This is a genomic window from Streptomyces sp. NBC_00249, assembly GCF_026342355.1.
Lineage (GTDB): Bacteria > Actinomycetota > Actinomycetes > Streptomycetales > Streptomycetaceae > Streptomyces.
This window is the reverse complement of sequence record NZ_JAPEMV010000002.1, coordinates 641448-657143: the sequence shown is the minus strand read 5'-3', so window position 1 is coordinate 657143 and position 15696 is coordinate 641448. Positions and strand designations below refer to the sequence as shown.

Here is a 15696-nt window from a genome sequence, read left to right as displayed (position 1 = left end):
CGGCCTCAGGCCAGGCCGCGGCGGGCGACGGCCGGGGGGCGGTGGCCCTGGATCGAGGCCACCATGTCCAGGAGCCTCTCTTCGACGCCGCTCTCGCGCGGCGCGGCGCCGGGGCGCCTTGCCGGCTTCGTGCGGCTGCGCCGGCCTCCGGCCGTCGGCCGGTGGGCCTCAGGCCAGGCCGCGGCGGGCGACGGCCGGCGGGCGGTGGCCCTGGATCGAGGCCACCATGTCCAGGAGCCTCTCTTCGACGCCGCTCTCGCGCGGCGCGGCGCCGGGGCGCCTTGCCGGCTTCGTGCGGCTGCGCCGGCCTCCGGCCGTCGGCCGGTGGGCCTCAGGCCAGGCCGCGGCGGGCTACGGCCGGGGGGCGGTGGCCCTGGATCGAGGCCACCATGTCCAGGATCTGCTTCGTCTCCGCGACCTCGTGGACGCGGTAGACCTGCGCGCCCAGCCACGCCGAGACGGCCGTCGTCGCCAGGGTGCCCAGCAGGCGCTCCTTGACCGGCTTGTCGAGGGTCTCGCCGACGAAGTCCTTGTTCGACAGGGACACCAGCACCGGCCAGCCCGTCGCGGTCATCTCCGACAGCCGGCGGGTGGCCTCCAGCGAGTGGCGGGTGTTCTTCCCGAAGTCGTGACCCGGGTCGATCATGATCGACTCCCGGGGGACGCCGAGCGCGGCCGCCCGCTCCGCCAGCCCGACCGTGACGCGCAGGATGTCCTCCATCACGTCCTCGTACGTGGTCCGGTGCGGCCGGGTGCGCGGCTCGACCCCGCCCGCGTGGGTGCAGACGATGCCCGCGCCGTGGCGCGCGGCCACCTCCGCCAGCTTCGGGTCCACCCCGCCCCAGGCGTCGTTCAGGACGTCCGCCCCGGCCTCGCAGACGGCTTCGCCGACCTCGTGCCGCCAGGTGTCCACGCTGATCACCACGTCCGGGTGGCGGCGCCGCACCTCCGCCACGAAACCGACCGTGCGCCGGACCTCCTCGGTCGCGTCCACGTGTTCGCCCGGACCGGCCTTGACCCCGCCGATGTCGATGATCGCCGCGCCCTCGGCCACGGCCTGCTCGACCCGGTCCAGCGCGGGCTCGTCGCGGAAGGTCGCGCCCTGGTCGTAGAAGGAGTCAGGGGTCCGGTTCACGATGGCCATGATCACCGGCTCGTGGGTGTCGAACTCGCGCCTGCCCAGTCGCAGCATCCTGCTCTTTCCTCCTTCGGCGACCCTCGCGCCTCGTCTGCGACCTTAACCTGGAGGCCGGAGTCTCTCAGGGGAGTTGATCGTGTTCTGGTTCTTGCTGATCGCGCTGGTCGTGGTCGTGGCCGCGGTCACCCTCGCGGTGATCGGCGGAGGTTCGGAGGCCGTACTGCCCGACGCCGAGCCCGACCGGGTGGCCGACGCCCTCCCGGAGAGCCGGCCGGTGGTCGGCGCCGACATCGACGCCCTGCGGCTCCCCGTCGCCCCGCGCGGCTACCGGATGGCCGAGGTCGACGACGTCCTCGACCGGCTCGCCGCCGAACTGGCCGAACGCGACGCGCGCATCGAGGAACTCACCGCCGCGGCCGCCGCCCAGCCCCGCGACGCCGTCCCCCAGGACGCCCCCCGCGTCGACCTCGGCAAGGAGCAGGGATGAGCGAGGGCGGCGGGCTGCTGGCCGGACCGGACGGCGCGCCGCGCTGCCCGTGGGGGCTCTCCACGGAGGACTACGTCACCTACCACGACACCGAATGGGGCCGCCCGGTCCACGGCGACGACGCGCTCTACGAGCGGCTGTGCCTGGAGGCCTTCCAGTCCGGGCTGTCCTGGCTGACGATCCTGCGCCGGCGCGAGGGGTTCCGTAAGGCCTTCGCGGGCTTCGAGATCGCGGCGGTCGCCGGGTTCGGGCCGGCCGACGCGGAGCGGCTCCTCGCCGACGAGGGGATCATCCGCAACCGCGCCAAGATCGACGCGACCCTCGCCAACGCGAAGGTGCTGGCCGGGTGGGAACCGGGCGAGCTCGACGGGCTGATCTGGTCCCACGCCCCGAAGAAGCCCGGCCGGGCCCCGAGGACCACCGCCGACGTCCCGGCGGTCACCCCGGAGTCCACGGCCCTGGCCAAGGCCCTGAAGAAGGCGGGCATCCGCTTCGTCGGGCCCACCACCGCCTACGCCCTGATGCAGGCGTGCGGCCTGGTCAACGACCACCTCGCGGGCTGCGTGTCCCGCGAGGCGTAGTCCGTCGGCCCCCGGTCCCGCTCAGCGCCCCAGGTACTTCGGCGGCTGCTTCGCCAGGAAGGCCTGGACGGCGATCGCGTGGTCCTCGGAGGCACCCGCGCGGGCCTGGAGCTCGTCCTCGCGCTCCAGGGCCTCGGAGAGCGAGTGGGCCGCCCCGTACGCCAGGGACTCCTTCAGGGCCGCGTAGGCCACCGTGGGGCCCGCGGCGAGGGTACGGGCCACCGACTCCGCCTCCGCGTGCAGGGACTCCGCCGGCACGACCCGGTTCGCGATGCCCAGCTCGTACGCCTCCTGCGCCTTCAGCGAGCGCGGGAACAGCAGCAGGTCCGAGGCGCGCGAGGCACCGATCAGGCGGGGCAGGGTCCAGGACACCCCCGAGTCGGCGGTCAGCGCCACGCCGGCGAAGGAGGTGTTGAAGGACGCCGAGTCCGCGACGACCCGGAAGTCCGCCGCCAGCGCGAAACCGAAGCCGGCCCCGGCCGCGACCCCGTTCACGCCCGCCACCACCGGCTTGGGCATCTCGGTGAGGGCGCGGACGATCGGGTTGTAGTGCTCGGAGACGGTGCTCATCGTGAGGGAGGAACCGTGCTCGCGGTCCGCCGCCAGGTTCCCGATGTGCTCCTTGAGGTCCTGGCCCACGCAGAACGCCCGGCCGCCGGCCGCCGTCAGCAGGACCGCCCGCACCGCGGTGTCGGCTGCCGCCGCCTGGACCGCGTCGCGCAGGGCGACCTTGGCCTCCGTGTTCATGGCGTTCATCGCGTCGGGCCGGTTGATCGTGATGGTGGCGAGTCCGTCGGTGACTTCGTAGAGCACGCTGTCGGCCATGGGGGTCCCCCTTCGTCGCGGGCTTGGCTACCGGCCGGTACCGGCCGGTCCAAGGGTCAGCATGGCGGACGGGGCGACGGCCGGGCATGTGATGTGCGTCAAACGCGACGGGCGCCGGGTGCGGGGAGTGGCGGCGAAGTATCGCAGGCCGGTCCCCGAAATGAGTGGTTTTGGCCGAGCGCGTTGCACAAGCGTTCCCCGCCGATGTTGGTCATCGGGTCCTGACATGCGGGATAATGGCCGGGAAGCAATGTGTTCGATGCCGGGTACTAGGCGCCTGAACGGGGCCGTCGGCTGACGATGAGCTGGTTTCAGGAAGGGGAACGAGCATGGCGGCCATGAAGCCGCGGACGGGCGACGGCCCGCTCGAGGTCACCAAGGAGGGGCGGGGCATCGTCATGCGCGTACCGCTCGAGGGCGGCGGTCGGCTTGTCGTCGAACTGACCCCGGACGAGGCGGACGCCCTGGGTGACGCCCTGAAGAAGGTCGTCGGCTGAAGCGTCGGCACCACCTGATCTCTGCACCGCCCCGGCCGCCACTGGCGCCCGGGGCGGTGTTGCGTGCGCAGCCCATTTTTGACGCGTGCCTCGCGCCGCTCAGCGCTGCCGCGCTGCCGCTCCTTGACGCGCCGCTCGCACGGCTCGGCCGCGAGCGGCCTTACCGGCTTCGCGCCGCTGCGCCGGCCTCCGGCCGTCGGTGGCGGGGCGGGACCGGTTCTGGTGGCCGCTGCCCGTCTGTCGTCTGCGGACCGTTGCCGCTGCGCGGGGCGGGGTCCCCTACCCGCCCTTCCACCGTTCCCGCCTCAAACGCCGGCGGGGCTGGAGGTGCCCTCCGGGCATCCCAGCACCACACCCAGCCCCTCCGGCGTTTGAGGAGCGGGGTCTGGGGCGGAGCACCAGGGAACGGAGGAAGGGTGGGGCGGGGACGGCCCCGCGCAGCGGCCCCCCGGACAGCCGGACAGGCTAGCGGCGGACCGCGCAGAGCAGCCCGTCCCCCACCGGAAGCAGCGCAGCTTCCAGCGCGGGGCTCTCCCGGACGCTGCGCAGCAGCTCACGGACCCGGATGACCTCCACCGGCTGCGCGGCCGAGTCGACCGTACGTCCGTCGGAGAAGACCCCCTCGAAGCACACCAGCCCACCAGGGCGGAGCAGACGCAACGATTCCGCGAGGTAGTCGAGGGACTCGGCGGGGTCCCCGTCGCAGAAGACGAGGTCGTAGCCCCCGTCGGCGAGCCGCGGCAGTACGTCCAGCGCGCGCCCCGGAATGAACCGCGCGCGGTTCCCCGCGAAGCCGGCGGCGCGGAAGGCCTGGCGGGCGAAGGCCTGCCGGTCGGCCTCGGGGTCCACCGTGGTCAGCACGCCGTCCGGCCGCATCCCGTGCAGCAGGTGGATGCCGGAGACGCCGGTCCCGGTGCCGATCTCGGCGACCGCTTTCGCGTCCGCCGTGGCGGCGAGCAGACGCAGCGCGGCCCCGGTCCCGGGGGAGACGGACCGCAGCCCCGCTTCCCTGGACCGGTCGCGGGCCCATCGCAGAGCGTCGTCCTCGGCGACAAACGCGTCGGCGAACGCCCAGCTCGTCTGCCGGTTGCCGCTAATGACCCTCTCCTGTCCCCATAGTTGGCGCAACGGTGACTGTATCCGCTGACGTCGGGAACCCGCAGATGGGACCGGGCGTTGGGAGGGGTGGAGGCGGGATAGAGGGGACGGCACCGGGCAGATCGACGGCAAGGGACTCAAGACCCGTGCAAAGTTACTGCAAAAATGCTTATCCAGAGCTGACGGGAGGGGTGGCTATGGTAGGGGCTCCACTGGACACCACCAGAGCCGATAGGGGAGGTGCGGCTGCGCCTGTGGATCGTGGGGGCGTCCTGAGACGTCTCTTCTGGTCGGCGGGTGAGCCGAAATCCGTGACCAACATTGCTGACCGCTTCCACACCGCCCACACCGCGACCACCGCGACCTTTGCCGCCGACGCGGGCTCCCAGGCGTGGACCCCTCCCACGTGGGAGGAGATCGTCAGCACGCACAGCGCGCGCGTCTACCGTCTGGCCTACCGCCTGACGGGCAACCAGCACGACGCCGAGGACCTGACGCAGGAGGTCTTCGTCCGCGTCTTCCGCTCGCTGTCCACGTACACGCCCGGCACCTTCGAGGGCTGGCTGCACCGCATCACCACGAACCTGTTCCTCGACATGGTGCGCCGCAAGCAGCGGATCCGCTTCGACGCGCTCGCCGACGACGCCGCCGAGCGGCTGCCGAGCCGTGAGCCGTCGCCCCAGCAGGTCCTCCACGACACCCACTTCGACGCGGACGTGCAGCAGGCGCTGGACACCCTCGCGCCCGAGTTCCGTGCCGCCGTCGTCCTGTGCGACATCGAGGGCCTGTCCTACGAGGAGATCGCCGCCACGCTCGGCGTGAAGCTCGGCACCGTACGCAGCCGTATCCACCGGGGCCGTTCGCACCTGCGCAAGGCGCTCAAGCACCGGTCTCCCGAGGCCCGCGCGGAGCAGCGCGCCCTGGCAGGGGTGGCGGTGGGCGCTCCGGGCGCCGGGGGAGAGGGCGGAGCCGAGTGAGCGGAGCCAGTCCGTCCCCCGCCGAGCAGCACCTGGGCGACCGGCTCGCCGCCCTGGTGGACGGGGAGCTGAAGCACGACGCCCGGGACCGGGTGCTGGCGCACCTGGCGACCTGTGCCAAGTGCAAGGCCGAGGCCGACGCGCAGCGCCGGCTGAAGAGCATGTTCGTGGAGAGTGCCCCGCCGCCGTTGTCCGCCGGGCTGCTGGCCCGGTTGCAGGGGCTGCCCGGGGGCGGCCCCGAGGGGCCTTCCGGGCCGCCGGGCGCCGATCCGCTGGCCACGTTCGGGTACGCCCCCGCCCCGGTCGTCCGGGCCGCTCCGCGCTCCGGGTTCCCCATCCACGAGGTGGGCCGTCCCCGGCGCCGCTTCGCCTTCGTCGCGGCGGGTGCGGTGTCGCTGGCCGCGATCGCCCTCGGGGGTTCGCTGCCGCTGGACGCGATCGAGCCGAACGCGCGCGGTGACGCCCCCGCCGCCCGGCCCGGTCCCTCGCTGCCGCTGCCGCTGACCGACGCGGTCGTGCGCGACCGGCTGCCCAGCCCCGGCGGAGTGCCCACCCTCGGACCGGCGGGCCGGCTCCCGACGGCCGCCCCCTCCGCCCCGGTGACCGCGCAGCCCGTCTCGCTCTCCCGCTGACCCGGCGGGCACGGCTGACACCGCAGGCCCGGGACCCGGGCCTGCGGCCTCCGTCCCCCGGAGGATCCGCCGGGCCCGGGTACCTGGTTGAATCGGCGGCAGATGCGCCGCCTGCGGCGCGACAGGCCCGCGGGGAGCGTCCATGTCCGACAGTCAGCAGACCGATCCGCCTCGTCCGTCCTGGTGGAGCCGCCCCGCCGGGGCCGGTTCCCGGAACGGCGACGGGGACGGCGGCGGGGCCGGGAGCGGAGCGGGAACCGAGGCCGGGCAGCGGACCGGTGCCGGGGCCGAGCCCGGGCCGGGGACTGAGCGGGACGCCGGGCCCGAGGCCGAGGCCCGGACCGAAGACGGGACCCGGACCGAAACCGGGAGCGGAGCGGGGACCGAGGGCCGGAGCGCGCCCGGGACCGAGTCCGGGACCGGCGTGGACGGCGGCACCTTCGAGGTGTTCGACGTGCCGCCCGGGCCGGGGCCGCGGTACGACCCCTGGGCGGACCGCCCCCTCCAGGTCGCCGACGAGGGCCGGCCGCGCCGGGCCCCCGGCCTGTTGCCGCTGCTGGCGTACGGCGTGGTGGTGGCCCTCCTCGCCGGCGTGGTCGGCGGGTACCTCGGCATCCTCGCCGAGCGCCGCAGCGGCACCCGCCTGGAGCTTCCGCAGACCGCCGCCGAGAACAAGAACCGGGCCCCCGACAGCGTGGCCGGCATCGCCGCCACCGCCCTGCCCGGAGTGGTCACCCTGCACGTGCGCGGGGGCGGCGGTAGCGGCACCGGAACCGGTTTCGTCCTCGACGAGCAGGGCCACATCCTGACGAACAACCACGTCGTCGCCGAGGCCAAGGACATCACGGTCACCTTCAGCACCGGCGAGAGCGTCGCCGCCGAGCTGGTGGGCCGCGACGGCGGCTACGACCTGGCCGTCGTGAAGGTCACCGGCGTACGGGGCCTGCGCCCGCTGGCCCTCGGGAACTCCGAGAACGTGCAGGTCGGCGACCCGGTGGTGGCCATCGGGGCGCCCTTCGACCTGTCCAACACCGTCACCGCGGGCATCATCAGTGCCACCGGCCGCCCCATCACCGCCGGCGGCGACAAGGGCGACGGCAGCGACGTCAGCTACGTCGACGCCCTCCAGACCGACGCCCCGATCAACCCGGGCAACTCCGGCGGCCCCCTCCTGGACTCCCGGGCCCACGTGATCGGCATCAACAGCGCGATCCGCGGCGCCGACAAGGCCGGGGACGGGGACGGCGACGGCGCCCGCCAGAGCGGCAGCATCGGCCTCGGTTTCGCCATCCCCGTCAACCAGGGCAAGCGCGTCGCCGAGGAACTGATCCGCTCCGGGCACGCCACCCACCCCGTGATCGGAGTCACCCTCGACATGCAGTACACGGGCGACGGAGCCCGCGTCGGGGCCAAGGCCGAGGACGGGAAGGCCTCCGTGGTCGCGGACGGGCCGGGCGCCCGCGCCGGGATCAAGGCCGAGGACGTGATCACCAAGGTGGACGGCGTCCGCGTGCACGGCGGGGACGAGCTGATCATCAAGATCAGGGCCCACCGCCCCGGGGACCGCCTCACCCTGACGGTGCTCCGCGACGGCAGGGAGCGCACTCTGGAGGTGGTACTCGGTTCGGCGGACGGGTCCTGACACGAATACGGCATGACGGCCGGGTGAATCCGGAAAACGGATAGCACCGGCGTAGGGGACCGCAGGGATCGCCGGGTACCGTTGACCGGGCCCGAAGTGGAGAGAGCCGAGGAGCGGCAAGGTGTTCAACGACATAGGCGCACTCGAGCTGGTCACGATCGTGGTGCTCGCCATCCTCGTCTTCGGCCCGGACAAGCTGCCGAAGGTGATCCAGGACGTCAGCAACGTGATCCGCAAGATCCGTTCGTTCTCGGACAGCGCCAAGCAGGACATCCGCTCCGAACTCGGCCCCGAGTTCAAGGACTTCGAGTTCGAGGACCTCAACCCGAAGACCTTCATCCGCAAGCAGCTGACCGAGAACGAGGACCTCAAGGAGATCCGCACCAGCTTCGACCTCCGCAAGGAGCTGAACGACGTCACCGACGCCGTCAACAGCAAGGAGGCCGACGCGGCCACGGCCGCCGCGCCCGCCGCACCCGCCGTCGCGGGCGGCCCGGACCTGCTGAAGAAGCCCGCCGCCCCGGCCCCCGAGCCGCGTACGCCCTTCGACGCCGACGCCACCTGAGCCGCGGCCTGCCCGGCGATCCGGAGTCCGGTGGCTATCCTCCATCTGTCCGGACGCAGGACGCCCGAGGGAGGGGGTCCCCCCAGCGAAGCGAGGGGGAGGGCCGTTCCGGACCCCACGGAACGAGAGGCCGCCCAGATGGAGACGACGAGCAGTAGCCGGGTAGGCGCACAGCCTGCCGAAGCCCCCGCCGCCGAACCCCCGCAGTCCGAGCAGAACCCCCACACGACCCCCGCACCGCCCCAGGAGGCCACCGCACCCGTCCCGGCGGCCCGCCGGGCGGCCGAGGGGTTCCTGGCCGCCGACTTCCCCTGGTACGGGCTGGACGGGGCCTTCACCGGCCCCCGCTGGCTCGGGCAGGTCGGCACCGGAGCCGACGGCACCGTCGAGCACGGTTCCACTGGCCACGGCGACGAGCCGTCCGCCCGGGGCGAGATCGCCACCGGTGAGAAGGAGCGGTTCGCGGTCGTGGTGACCGTCGCCAGCAACCCCAACCGCCGCAGCGGCGACGGCACCGGCGTCCTGGAGGCCACCTCGGTGTCCTCGGCCGCCTGGCTGGCCGGCTCCGGGCTGCTGGCCTACAGCTGGCCGCAGCAGATGGACCACACCCTGCGCGACGACTGGCTCGACCAGCAGACCGAAGCCGCCTGGGAGCTCGCGGACGACCTCGACGGGCCGGACTGGTCGACGCTGTCCCTGCCCGTCGACGGGCAGCCGACGCCCTTCCACTACCGCGAGTCGGAATTCGGCTGGGTGCTGGCCGGCTCCACCGGCAGCGGGGTGCACCTGGGCGCGTACGGGCGCGGGATGAGCGCGTACGGGCTGGGCTTCTCCGCGATCGCGGACCTCGGCACGTACGAGTAGCGGATACGCGGAAGGGCACCGCCGGCCGGCGGTGCCCTTCCGTATGCCCGGGTCAGGTCAGAACTTGTTGCGCGGGGTGATGCCCAGGGACATGCCCGACAGGCCGCGGGCGCGGCCGCCCAGCTTGCCCGCGATCGCGCGGAGCGCGGCGCCCGCCGGGGAGTCCGGGTCGGACAGGACGACCGGCTTGCCGTCGTCGCCGCCCTCGCGCAGCCGTACGTCGATCGGGATCGTGCCCAGCACCGGCACCGAGGCGCCGACCGTCTTCGTCAGGCCGTCGGCGACCTTCTGGCCACCGCCAGAACCGAACACGTCGACCATCTCGTCGCAGTGCGGGCAGGGCAGGCCCGACATGTTCTCGACGACGCCCACGATCTTCTGGTGGGTCTGCACGGCGATCGAACCGGCCCGCTCGGCGACCTCGGCCGCCGCCTGCTGCGGGGTGGTCACGACGAGGATCTCGGCGTTCGGCACCAGCTGCGCCACGGAGATCGCGATGTCGCCGGTGCCCGGCGGCAGGTCCAGCAGCAGGACGTCCAGGTCGCCCCAGAAGACGTCGGCGAGGAACTGCTGGAGCGCGCGGTGCAGCATCGGGCCGCGCCACACCACCGGGGCGTTGCCCGGGGTGAACATGCCGATGGAGATGACCTTCACGCCGTGCGAGGACGGCGGCATGATCATGTTCTCGACCTGGGTGGGACGGCCCTCGACGCCCAGCATGCGCGGCACGCTGTGGCCGTAGATGTCCGCGTCGACCACGCCGACCTTCAGGCCGTCGGCCGCCATCGCCGCCGCCAGGTTGACGGTCACCGAGGACTTGCCGACGCCGCCCTTGCCGGAGGCGACCGCGTACACGCGGGTCAGCGAGCCGGGCTTGGCGAAGGGCACCTCGCGCTCGGCGGTGCCGCCGCGCAGGGTGGCCGCCAGCTCCTTGCGCTGCTCGTCGCTCATCACGTCCAGGGTGACGGCGACCGAGGTGACGCCGGGGACCTTCTCGACGGCCTCGGTGACGTTCTTGGTGATGGTCTCGCGCATGGGACAGCCCGACACCGTCAGGTAGACCGTGACGGCGACCTCGCCGCCGTCACCGATCTCCACCGATTTGACCATGCCGAGCTCGGTGATCGGCCGGTGGATCTCGGGGTCGTTCACCGTCGCCAGCGCGTCCAGGATCGCGTCCTGCTCGGGCACGGCGGCGGAGCTTGTGTCGGTAGCCATGCCCCGATGGTACGGCTCGGTAGCGTGCCTCAGGAAAGGCCGCTAGCGGTCGCCTTCGTCACTCTCCGGCGGGAATAGCCGCCGCTCGTCCATCTCCTTGATCAGGTCCTGGAACTCCGACCTGATCCAATCGCGGGTCGCGACCTCGCCCAGGCCCATCCGCAGGGCGGCGATCTCCCGGGTCAGGTACTCGGTGTCCGCGATGGACCGCTCGTTCTGCTTGCGGTCCTGCTCCAGGTTGACCCGGTCCCGGTCGTCCTGCCGGTTCTGCGCGAGCAGGATCAGCGGAGCGGCGTAGGAGGCCTGGAGGGACAGCATCAGCGTCAGGAAGATGAAGGGGTACTGGTCGAAGCGCAGGTCGTCCGGCGCGAAGATGTTCCACAGCACCCAGGCGATGATGACGATCGTCATCCAGACGATGAACCGGCCCGTGCCGAGGAACCGCGCCACCCGCTCCGACAGCCGCCCGAAGGCCTCCGGGTCGTACTCGGGCAGCAGCCGCCGCCGCGCCGGGCGCGGCAGGTCCAGCCGTACGCGCGAACGCGACAGGCTGCTCGACCCCGACGAGGCGACGCTCCGCGCCCGTTCGGAGGAACGTTCCGGCCGGTCGTTGCGCAGCCGCTCCGCCGCCTCCTCCAGCCGCTCCGACAGGCCCTCCCGGGCATGCTCGCGCCGCTCCCGGCGCCGCTCGCGCGCCGCCTCGCCGCGCCCGCGCTCAGTGGCCACGCACGGCCTCCTCGGAGTGGAAGTCCGTTTCCCGCCAGTCGTCCGGCAGCAGGTGGTCCAGTACGTCGTCGACGGTCACCGCGCCCAGCAGCGAGCCGCTCACGTCCACGACGGGCGCCGCGACCATGTTGTACGCCGCCAGGTAGCTGGTCACCGCGGGCAGCGAGGCGTCCGGACGCAGCGGCGGCAGGTCCGTGTCCACGATCGAGCTGACCAGGGTGAACGGAGGGTCGCGCAGCAGCCGCTGGAAGTGCACCGTGCCCAGGTACTTGCCCGTCGGCGTCTCGTCCGGGGGCCGGCACACGTACACCTGCGCCGCCAGCGCCGGCGACAGGTCCGACTTGCGGACGCGGGCCAGCGCGTCGGCGACCGTCGCGTCCGGCCGCAGCACGATCGGCTCGGTCGTCATCAGGCCGCCCGCGGTGTTCTCCTCGTACGACAGCAGGCGCCGCACGTCGGCGGCGTCGTCGGGCTGCATCAGCGTCAGCAGCCGCTCCTTCTCCTCCTCCGGGAGCTCGGAGAGCAGGTCGGCGGCGTCGTCCGGGTCCATGGCCTCCAGGACGTCGGCGGCGCGCTCCTCCTTCAGCTTGCCGAGGATCTCCACCTGGTCGTCCTCGGGGAGCTCCTCCAGGACGTCCGCGAGCCGGTCGTCGTCGAGGGCGTTGGCCACCTCGGCGCGCCGCTTGGGCGTCAGGTGGTGCAGGACGTTCGCCAGGTCGGCCGGGCGCATCTGCTCGAAGGTCGCCACCAGGCTCTCGGCGCCCTGCCCGTTCTCCTCCAGCGAGAAGCCGGTCACCGCGGACCACTCCACCGTCAGGGTCTCGCCACGCCGGCGCAGCGCCCCGCCCTTGCCCTTGCGTACGAAGATCCGGTCGATCTCCCAGTCGCGGCGGGCCGGGAGCTGCTGGATGGCCACGTCCAGGACGGTGGCCTCCTCGCCGGTGGCCACGAGCGTCACCCGGCGGTCCAGCAGCTCGCCGAGGACCAGCCGCTCGGTGGGGCGCTGTTCGAAGCGCCGCATGTTGATGACGCCGGTGGTGATGACCTGCCCGGACTCCACCCCGGTCACCCGGGTCATGGGCAGGAAGATCCGGCGCCGGCTGACGACCTCGACGACCAGTCCCAGCAGCCGGGGCGGACGGCCGCCGACGCGCAGCATCGCGACGAGGTCGCGGACACGGCCGACCTGGTCGCCGTTGGGGTCGAAGACGGGCACACCCGACAGATGCGAGACGAAGATCCGCGGGGCGCTTGCAGCCATCCGAGCGCCTCCTAGAGCGTTCCTCACCAGTCCTGCCGTGCCTCAGGCTAGCCCGTGCCGTGCGCAAGCGTCCTGGTGGGGCCGTCCGCACGGGGGTCCGAGGGCTCTGCGGCCACCGTCCGGCGGCGGTCCGGAGGGGGACCCGTGAGGGTCCGGCGGGGGTCCGGCGGACCCGGTCCCACAGCCGGGTACGCTGCCTGCTGCCCGCAGACCACCGACGAGAGGCACCCGCCCGTGACCGCCTACATCCCTGCTGCCCGGCTGCGCAGGGCCGCCATCGTCGGCGCCCTGTGCGCGGGCCTCGCCGTCACGGGCACCGCCTGCGGCGGCGGCAGCGTGGAGGACCCCGACAAGGGCACGAACGGGATGGGCAAGCTCGCGGCCGAGAAGATCGAGGAGCAGGCGAAGACCGCGGCCGGCAAGGCCTCCTCGGTCCACCTGGCGGGCACCCTGGTCAGCGGCGGCAAGTCCTTCACCCTGGACATGCGGCTGAAGGCGGACGGCGGCTCCGGCGAGGTGAAGTCCCAGGACGACACCACCTTCCAGCTGCTGCGGGTGGGCGAGCAGCTGTACCTGAAGGCGGGCACGGCCTTCTGGGGGACCTCGGACTCGGCGGGCAAGCTCGGCGACAAGTACGTGAAGGTGCCCGAGGGCGACCCCTCCTACAAGCAGTTCCGCGGCTTCACCGACATGCAGGTCCTGCTCGACGGCCTCCTCGGCCTCCAGGGCAAGCTGACCAAGGGCTCGTACACCACGGTCGGACACACCCGCGCGGTGCCTCTGTCGGCGGACGCCGGCAAGGGCGGCAAGCTCTCGGTGTCCCTGGAGGGCACCCCGTACCCGCTGCTGATGGAGCGCGCGGGCGGCGCGGGCCGGGTGGAGCTCTCGGAGTGGGGCAAGCCCTTCCCGCTGGACCCGCCGGCGAAGGACCAGACGGTGGACTACGGCTCGCAGCTCCCGACCACCAAGGACGGCAAGTCCACGGGCGGTACGGGCAGCAGCGCCGGTACGGGCAGCGGCTCCGGACCGGGCGGCGGCACGGGCGCCACCGGCGGCGGCCGCAGCACCGGCAACGGCACGGACGTCGTCACGGGCAGCCCCTCGGGCAGCCCGTCGGCCACCCCGCCGGCCTCGCCCTCCCCGTCGAAGAGCCCCGGCCAGGTCCAGGACCCGAGCCAGGGCTGAGCACGGCTCCAGCGTCTAGCGCTTGGCCTTCTTCCGCTTCAGCAGCAGCTTCGGCAGCGCCGCCGGGATCGCCCGGCGGGTGATGGCCGGGGACGGCAGCGGGGCCGCGGCGAGGGAGCCGCCCGGCAGCCGCTCGGCCACCGCCACCGGCTCCAGGCGCAGCAGCCGGCACTCCCGGGCCCACCGCGAGGTCATCTGCTCGGAGTCGGGCGCGTTCAGCCGCTTGCCCTTGAGCTCGGCGACCGCCGCCTCCCAGGGCTCGGTGCCGGGCGCGAGCTCCCGTACGGCCGCCGTCCAGGCGACGAGCCGGCCGCCCTTGTCCTTGCTGCGTACGGTCACCTCGGCGGCCGAGCCGTCGGCGAGACCCGGGAACGGCTGCTCGCCGGGCCCGTCGCCGAGCACGTGCGCGGCGCCGTCCACCCAGGCGTGCCACAGGGCCCGGTCGGCACCGGCGCCGCGGACCCAGATCAGGCCGGACTTCTTGGAGGCCTCCTCGACGAGGGCCAGGTCGAGCGCGCTGAGAGTCATGCGCACAGATTAGGGGTTCGCACCGGGCGCGCCACAGCCACCGGCCTACAGCCAGCCGTGACGGCGCAGGGCCCGGTGGATGGTGAAGCAGATCCCGACGATCGAGGCCATCACCATCGGATAGCCGTACTTCCACTGGAGCTCGGGCATGTGCTCGAAGTTCATCCCGTAGACCCCGCAGATCATGGTCGGGACCGCGATGATCGCCGCCCAGGAGGTGATCTTGCGCATGTCCTCGTTCTGGGCGACCGTCGCCTGCGCGAGATTGGCCTGGAGGATGGAGTTCAGCAGCTCGTCGAAGCCGACGACCTGCTCGTGCACCCGCGCCAGGTGGTCCGCGACGTCACGGAAGTACTTCTGCACGGCGGGGTCCACCAGCCGCATGGGCCGCTCGCTGAGCAGCTCCATCGGCCGCAGCAGCGGGGTGACCGCCCGCTTGAACTCCAGCACCTCGCGCTTGAGCTGGTAGATGCGGCCCGCGTCGCCGCCGCGCGCACTGCCCTTGGCGGGAGCGGCGAAGACCTCGCTCTCCACCTCGTCGATGTCGTCCTGCACGGCCGCGGCGACCGCGATGTAGCCGTCGACCACGTGGTCGGCGAGGGAGTGCAGCACCGCCGAGGGGCCGCGCCCGAGCAGTTCGGGGTCGTCCTGGAGGCGGTGGCGCAGGCCCTTCAGGGAGCCCTGGCCGCCGTGCCGGACGGTGATGACGAAGTCGGGGCCCGTGAAGCACATCACCTCGCCGGTCTCCACCACCTCGCTGGTGGCGGTGAGTTGGGCGTGCTCCACGTAGTGGATCGTCTTGAAGACGGTGAACAGGGTGTCGTCGTAGCGCTCCAGCTTCGGCCGCTGGTGCGCGTGCACCGCGTCCTCCACGGCGAGCGGGTGCAGACCGAACTCGGCGGCGATCCCCGCGAACTCGGCCTCCGTCGGCTCGTGCAGCCCGATCCAGGCGAAACCGCCGGTGTCCCGCACCCGCCGCATTGCCTCACGCGGCGTCAGGCAGGCCGCGCCCTGGACGCGCCGGCCGTCGCGGTACACGGCACAGTCGACCACCGCACTGCTGGCGGACGGGTCACGGGTGGTGTCGTAGCCGGGCTGTACGGGGGTGGGCCGGCGCAGGGCCGGACGGACGGCGGCACGGAGGTAGGGCAGCATCGACATAGCAGGCTCCTTCGCGCGCACGGCTGCGGACCGTACGGGTGGGAGGCCCTCCGTGAGCGCGGGCGGGCAGGCCCGGGCGGACGGAAGGAAACAGGACGGGAGGACAAAGGTCTGCCGTCGCTCTTCTACTGATCAGATGATCACAGGGGGCGGGATGCGCCCGCCGGAGAAGTGGAAGAGCGATTGGTACTGCACGATCGACTTCGATCCACCGCAGCCCCACCTCCTCCGGCCGGTCCTCCGTGGAGGACGTCCTGTCGCCGAAGCCCCGAGACATGCTTCTGCATGCGGCCCCGAACAGCTGTCAACAC

Annotated in this window: 16 protein-coding genes and 1 pseudogene; 9 read left to right on the top strand and 8 right to left on the bottom strand. The window is 73.0% G+C overall.

The genetic code is table 11. From position 1 onward, the window contains the following. Nucleotides 1-331: 331 nt before the first annotated feature. Nucleotides 332-1192, bottom strand: a complete 861-nt coding sequence (gene folP / locus OOK31_RS11790; RefSeq protein ID WP_267012387.1) for a dihydropteroate synthase — start codon at nt 1190-1192, stop codon at nt 332-334. A 76-nt stretch (nt 1193-1268) separates the two neighbouring features. Here folP and OOK31_RS11785 point away from each other — a divergent pair, with 76 nt between their 5' ends. Then, a complete protein-coding gene (locus OOK31_RS11785) occupies nt 1269-1625 on the top strand; it encodes a DivIVA domain-containing protein (RefSeq protein ID WP_267012386.1) in 357 nt (118 codons plus the stop codon). Beyond that, on the top strand, nt 1622-2206 hold the full coding sequence (locus OOK31_RS11780) for a DNA-3-methyladenine glycosylase I (protein ID WP_267012385.1): 585 nt from the start codon (nt 1622-1624) through the stop codon (nt 2204-2206). The genes OOK31_RS11785 and OOK31_RS11780 overlap by 4 nt, the downstream gene beginning before the upstream one ends. A 21-nt stretch (nt 2207-2227) precedes the next feature. On the opposite strand, the gene OOK31_RS11775 is transcribed toward OOK31_RS11780, so the two are convergent. Continuing rightward, nucleotides 2228-3031 carry an enoyl-CoA hydratase/isomerase family protein gene (locus OOK31_RS11775; protein ID WP_267012384.1) on the bottom strand — a complete coding sequence of 268 codons (804 nt, stop codon included), beginning with the start codon at nt 3029-3031 and terminating at the stop codon, nt 2228-2230. A gap of 329 nt (nt 3032-3360) precedes the next feature. Here OOK31_RS11775 and OOK31_RS11770 point away from each other — a divergent pair, with 329 nt between their 5' ends. Beyond that, nucleotides 3361-3528 (top strand): DUF3117 domain-containing protein, encoded by a 168-nt coding sequence (locus OOK31_RS11770; RefSeq protein WP_003966491.1) that lies wholly within the window; start codon nt 3361-3363, stop codon nt 3526-3528. A gap of 465 nt (nt 3529-3993) precedes the next feature. Here OOK31_RS11770 and OOK31_RS11765 read toward each other — a convergent pair whose 3' ends face one another. Beyond that, nucleotides 3994-4656, bottom strand: a complete 663-nt coding sequence (locus OOK31_RS11765; RefSeq protein WP_267012383.1) for an O-methyltransferase — start codon at nt 4654-4656, stop codon at nt 3994-3996. 167 nt (nt 4657-4823) lie between these two features. Between OOK31_RS11765 and sigE the strand changes: the two genes are divergently transcribed. From sigE to OOK31_RS11740, 5 genes and pseudogenes are all read left to right on the top strand, one after another. Beyond that, nucleotides 4824-5603, top strand: coding sequence for an RNA polymerase sigma factor SigE (sigE, locus tag OOK31_RS11760; protein ID WP_267012382.1), 780 nt, complete (start codon nt 4824-4826; stop codon nt 5601-5603). Then, a pseudogene (locus OOK31_RS11755) lies at nt 5600-6022 on the top strand (zf-HC2 domain-containing protein); the annotation flags it as partial. The gene sigE and the pseudogene OOK31_RS11755, both read left to right, overlap by 4 nt. A 355-nt stretch (nt 6023-6377) precedes the next feature. Then, the gene (locus tag OOK31_RS11750) at nt 6378-7877 is read left to right on the top strand and encodes a S1C family serine protease (protein ID WP_267012381.1); all 1500 of its coding nucleotides are present in this window, start codon (nt 6378-6380) and stop codon (nt 7875-7877) included. Nucleotides 7878-7998: 121 nt separating this feature from the next. Next, nucleotides 7999-8442 carry a sec-independent translocase gene (locus OOK31_RS11745; protein ID WP_267012380.1) on the top strand — a complete coding sequence of 148 codons (444 nt, stop codon included), beginning with the start codon at nt 7999-8001 and terminating at the stop codon, nt 8440-8442. Nucleotides 8443-8580: 138 nt separating this feature from the next. Beyond that, entirely contained in the window at nt 8581-9306 is a 726-nt protein-coding gene (locus OOK31_RS11740; RefSeq protein WP_267012379.1) for a hypothetical protein, read from the top strand. A gap of 57 nt (nt 9307-9363) precedes the next feature. On the opposite strand, the gene OOK31_RS11735 is transcribed toward OOK31_RS11740, so the two are convergent. The 3 genes from OOK31_RS11735 to OOK31_RS11725 form a co-directional block, all read right to left on the bottom strand. Beyond that, entirely contained in the window at nt 9364-10524 is a 1161-nt protein-coding gene (locus tag OOK31_RS11735) for an Mrp/NBP35 family ATP-binding protein (RefSeq protein WP_267012378.1), read from the bottom strand. A 42-nt stretch (nt 10525-10566) separates the two neighbouring features. After that, on the bottom strand, nt 10567-11142 hold the full coding sequence (locus tag OOK31_RS11730; protein ID WP_267012855.1) for a DUF1003 domain-containing protein: 576 nt from the start codon (nt 11140-11142) through the stop codon (nt 10567-10569). A 97-nt stretch (nt 11143-11239) separates the two neighbouring features. Then, nucleotides 11240-12511, bottom strand: coding sequence for a CBS domain-containing protein (locus OOK31_RS11725; protein WP_267012377.1), 1272 nt, complete (start codon nt 12509-12511; stop codon nt 11240-11242). 234 nt (nt 12512-12745) lie between these two features. On the opposite strand from OOK31_RS11725, the gene OOK31_RS11720 reads away from it, so the two are divergent. Beyond that, entirely contained in the window at nt 12746-13696 is a 951-nt protein-coding gene (locus OOK31_RS11720) for a hypothetical protein (protein ID WP_323188206.1), read from the top strand. Nucleotides 13697-13711: 15 nt separating this feature from the next. Here the strand turns inward: OOK31_RS11720 and OOK31_RS11715 are convergent, their stop codons facing one another. Both OOK31_RS11715 and OOK31_RS11710 read right to left on the bottom strand, forming a co-directional pair. Then, nucleotides 13712-14224, bottom strand: a complete 513-nt coding sequence (locus OOK31_RS11715; protein ID WP_267012376.1) for a hypothetical protein — start codon at nt 14222-14224, stop codon at nt 13712-13714. 45 nt (nt 14225-14269) lie between these two features. Then, on the bottom strand, nt 14270-15385 hold the full coding sequence (locus OOK31_RS11710; protein ID WP_267012375.1) for a magnesium and cobalt transport protein CorA: 1116 nt from the start codon (nt 15383-15385) through the stop codon (nt 14270-14272). Nucleotides 15386-15696: the final 311 nt, after the last annotated feature.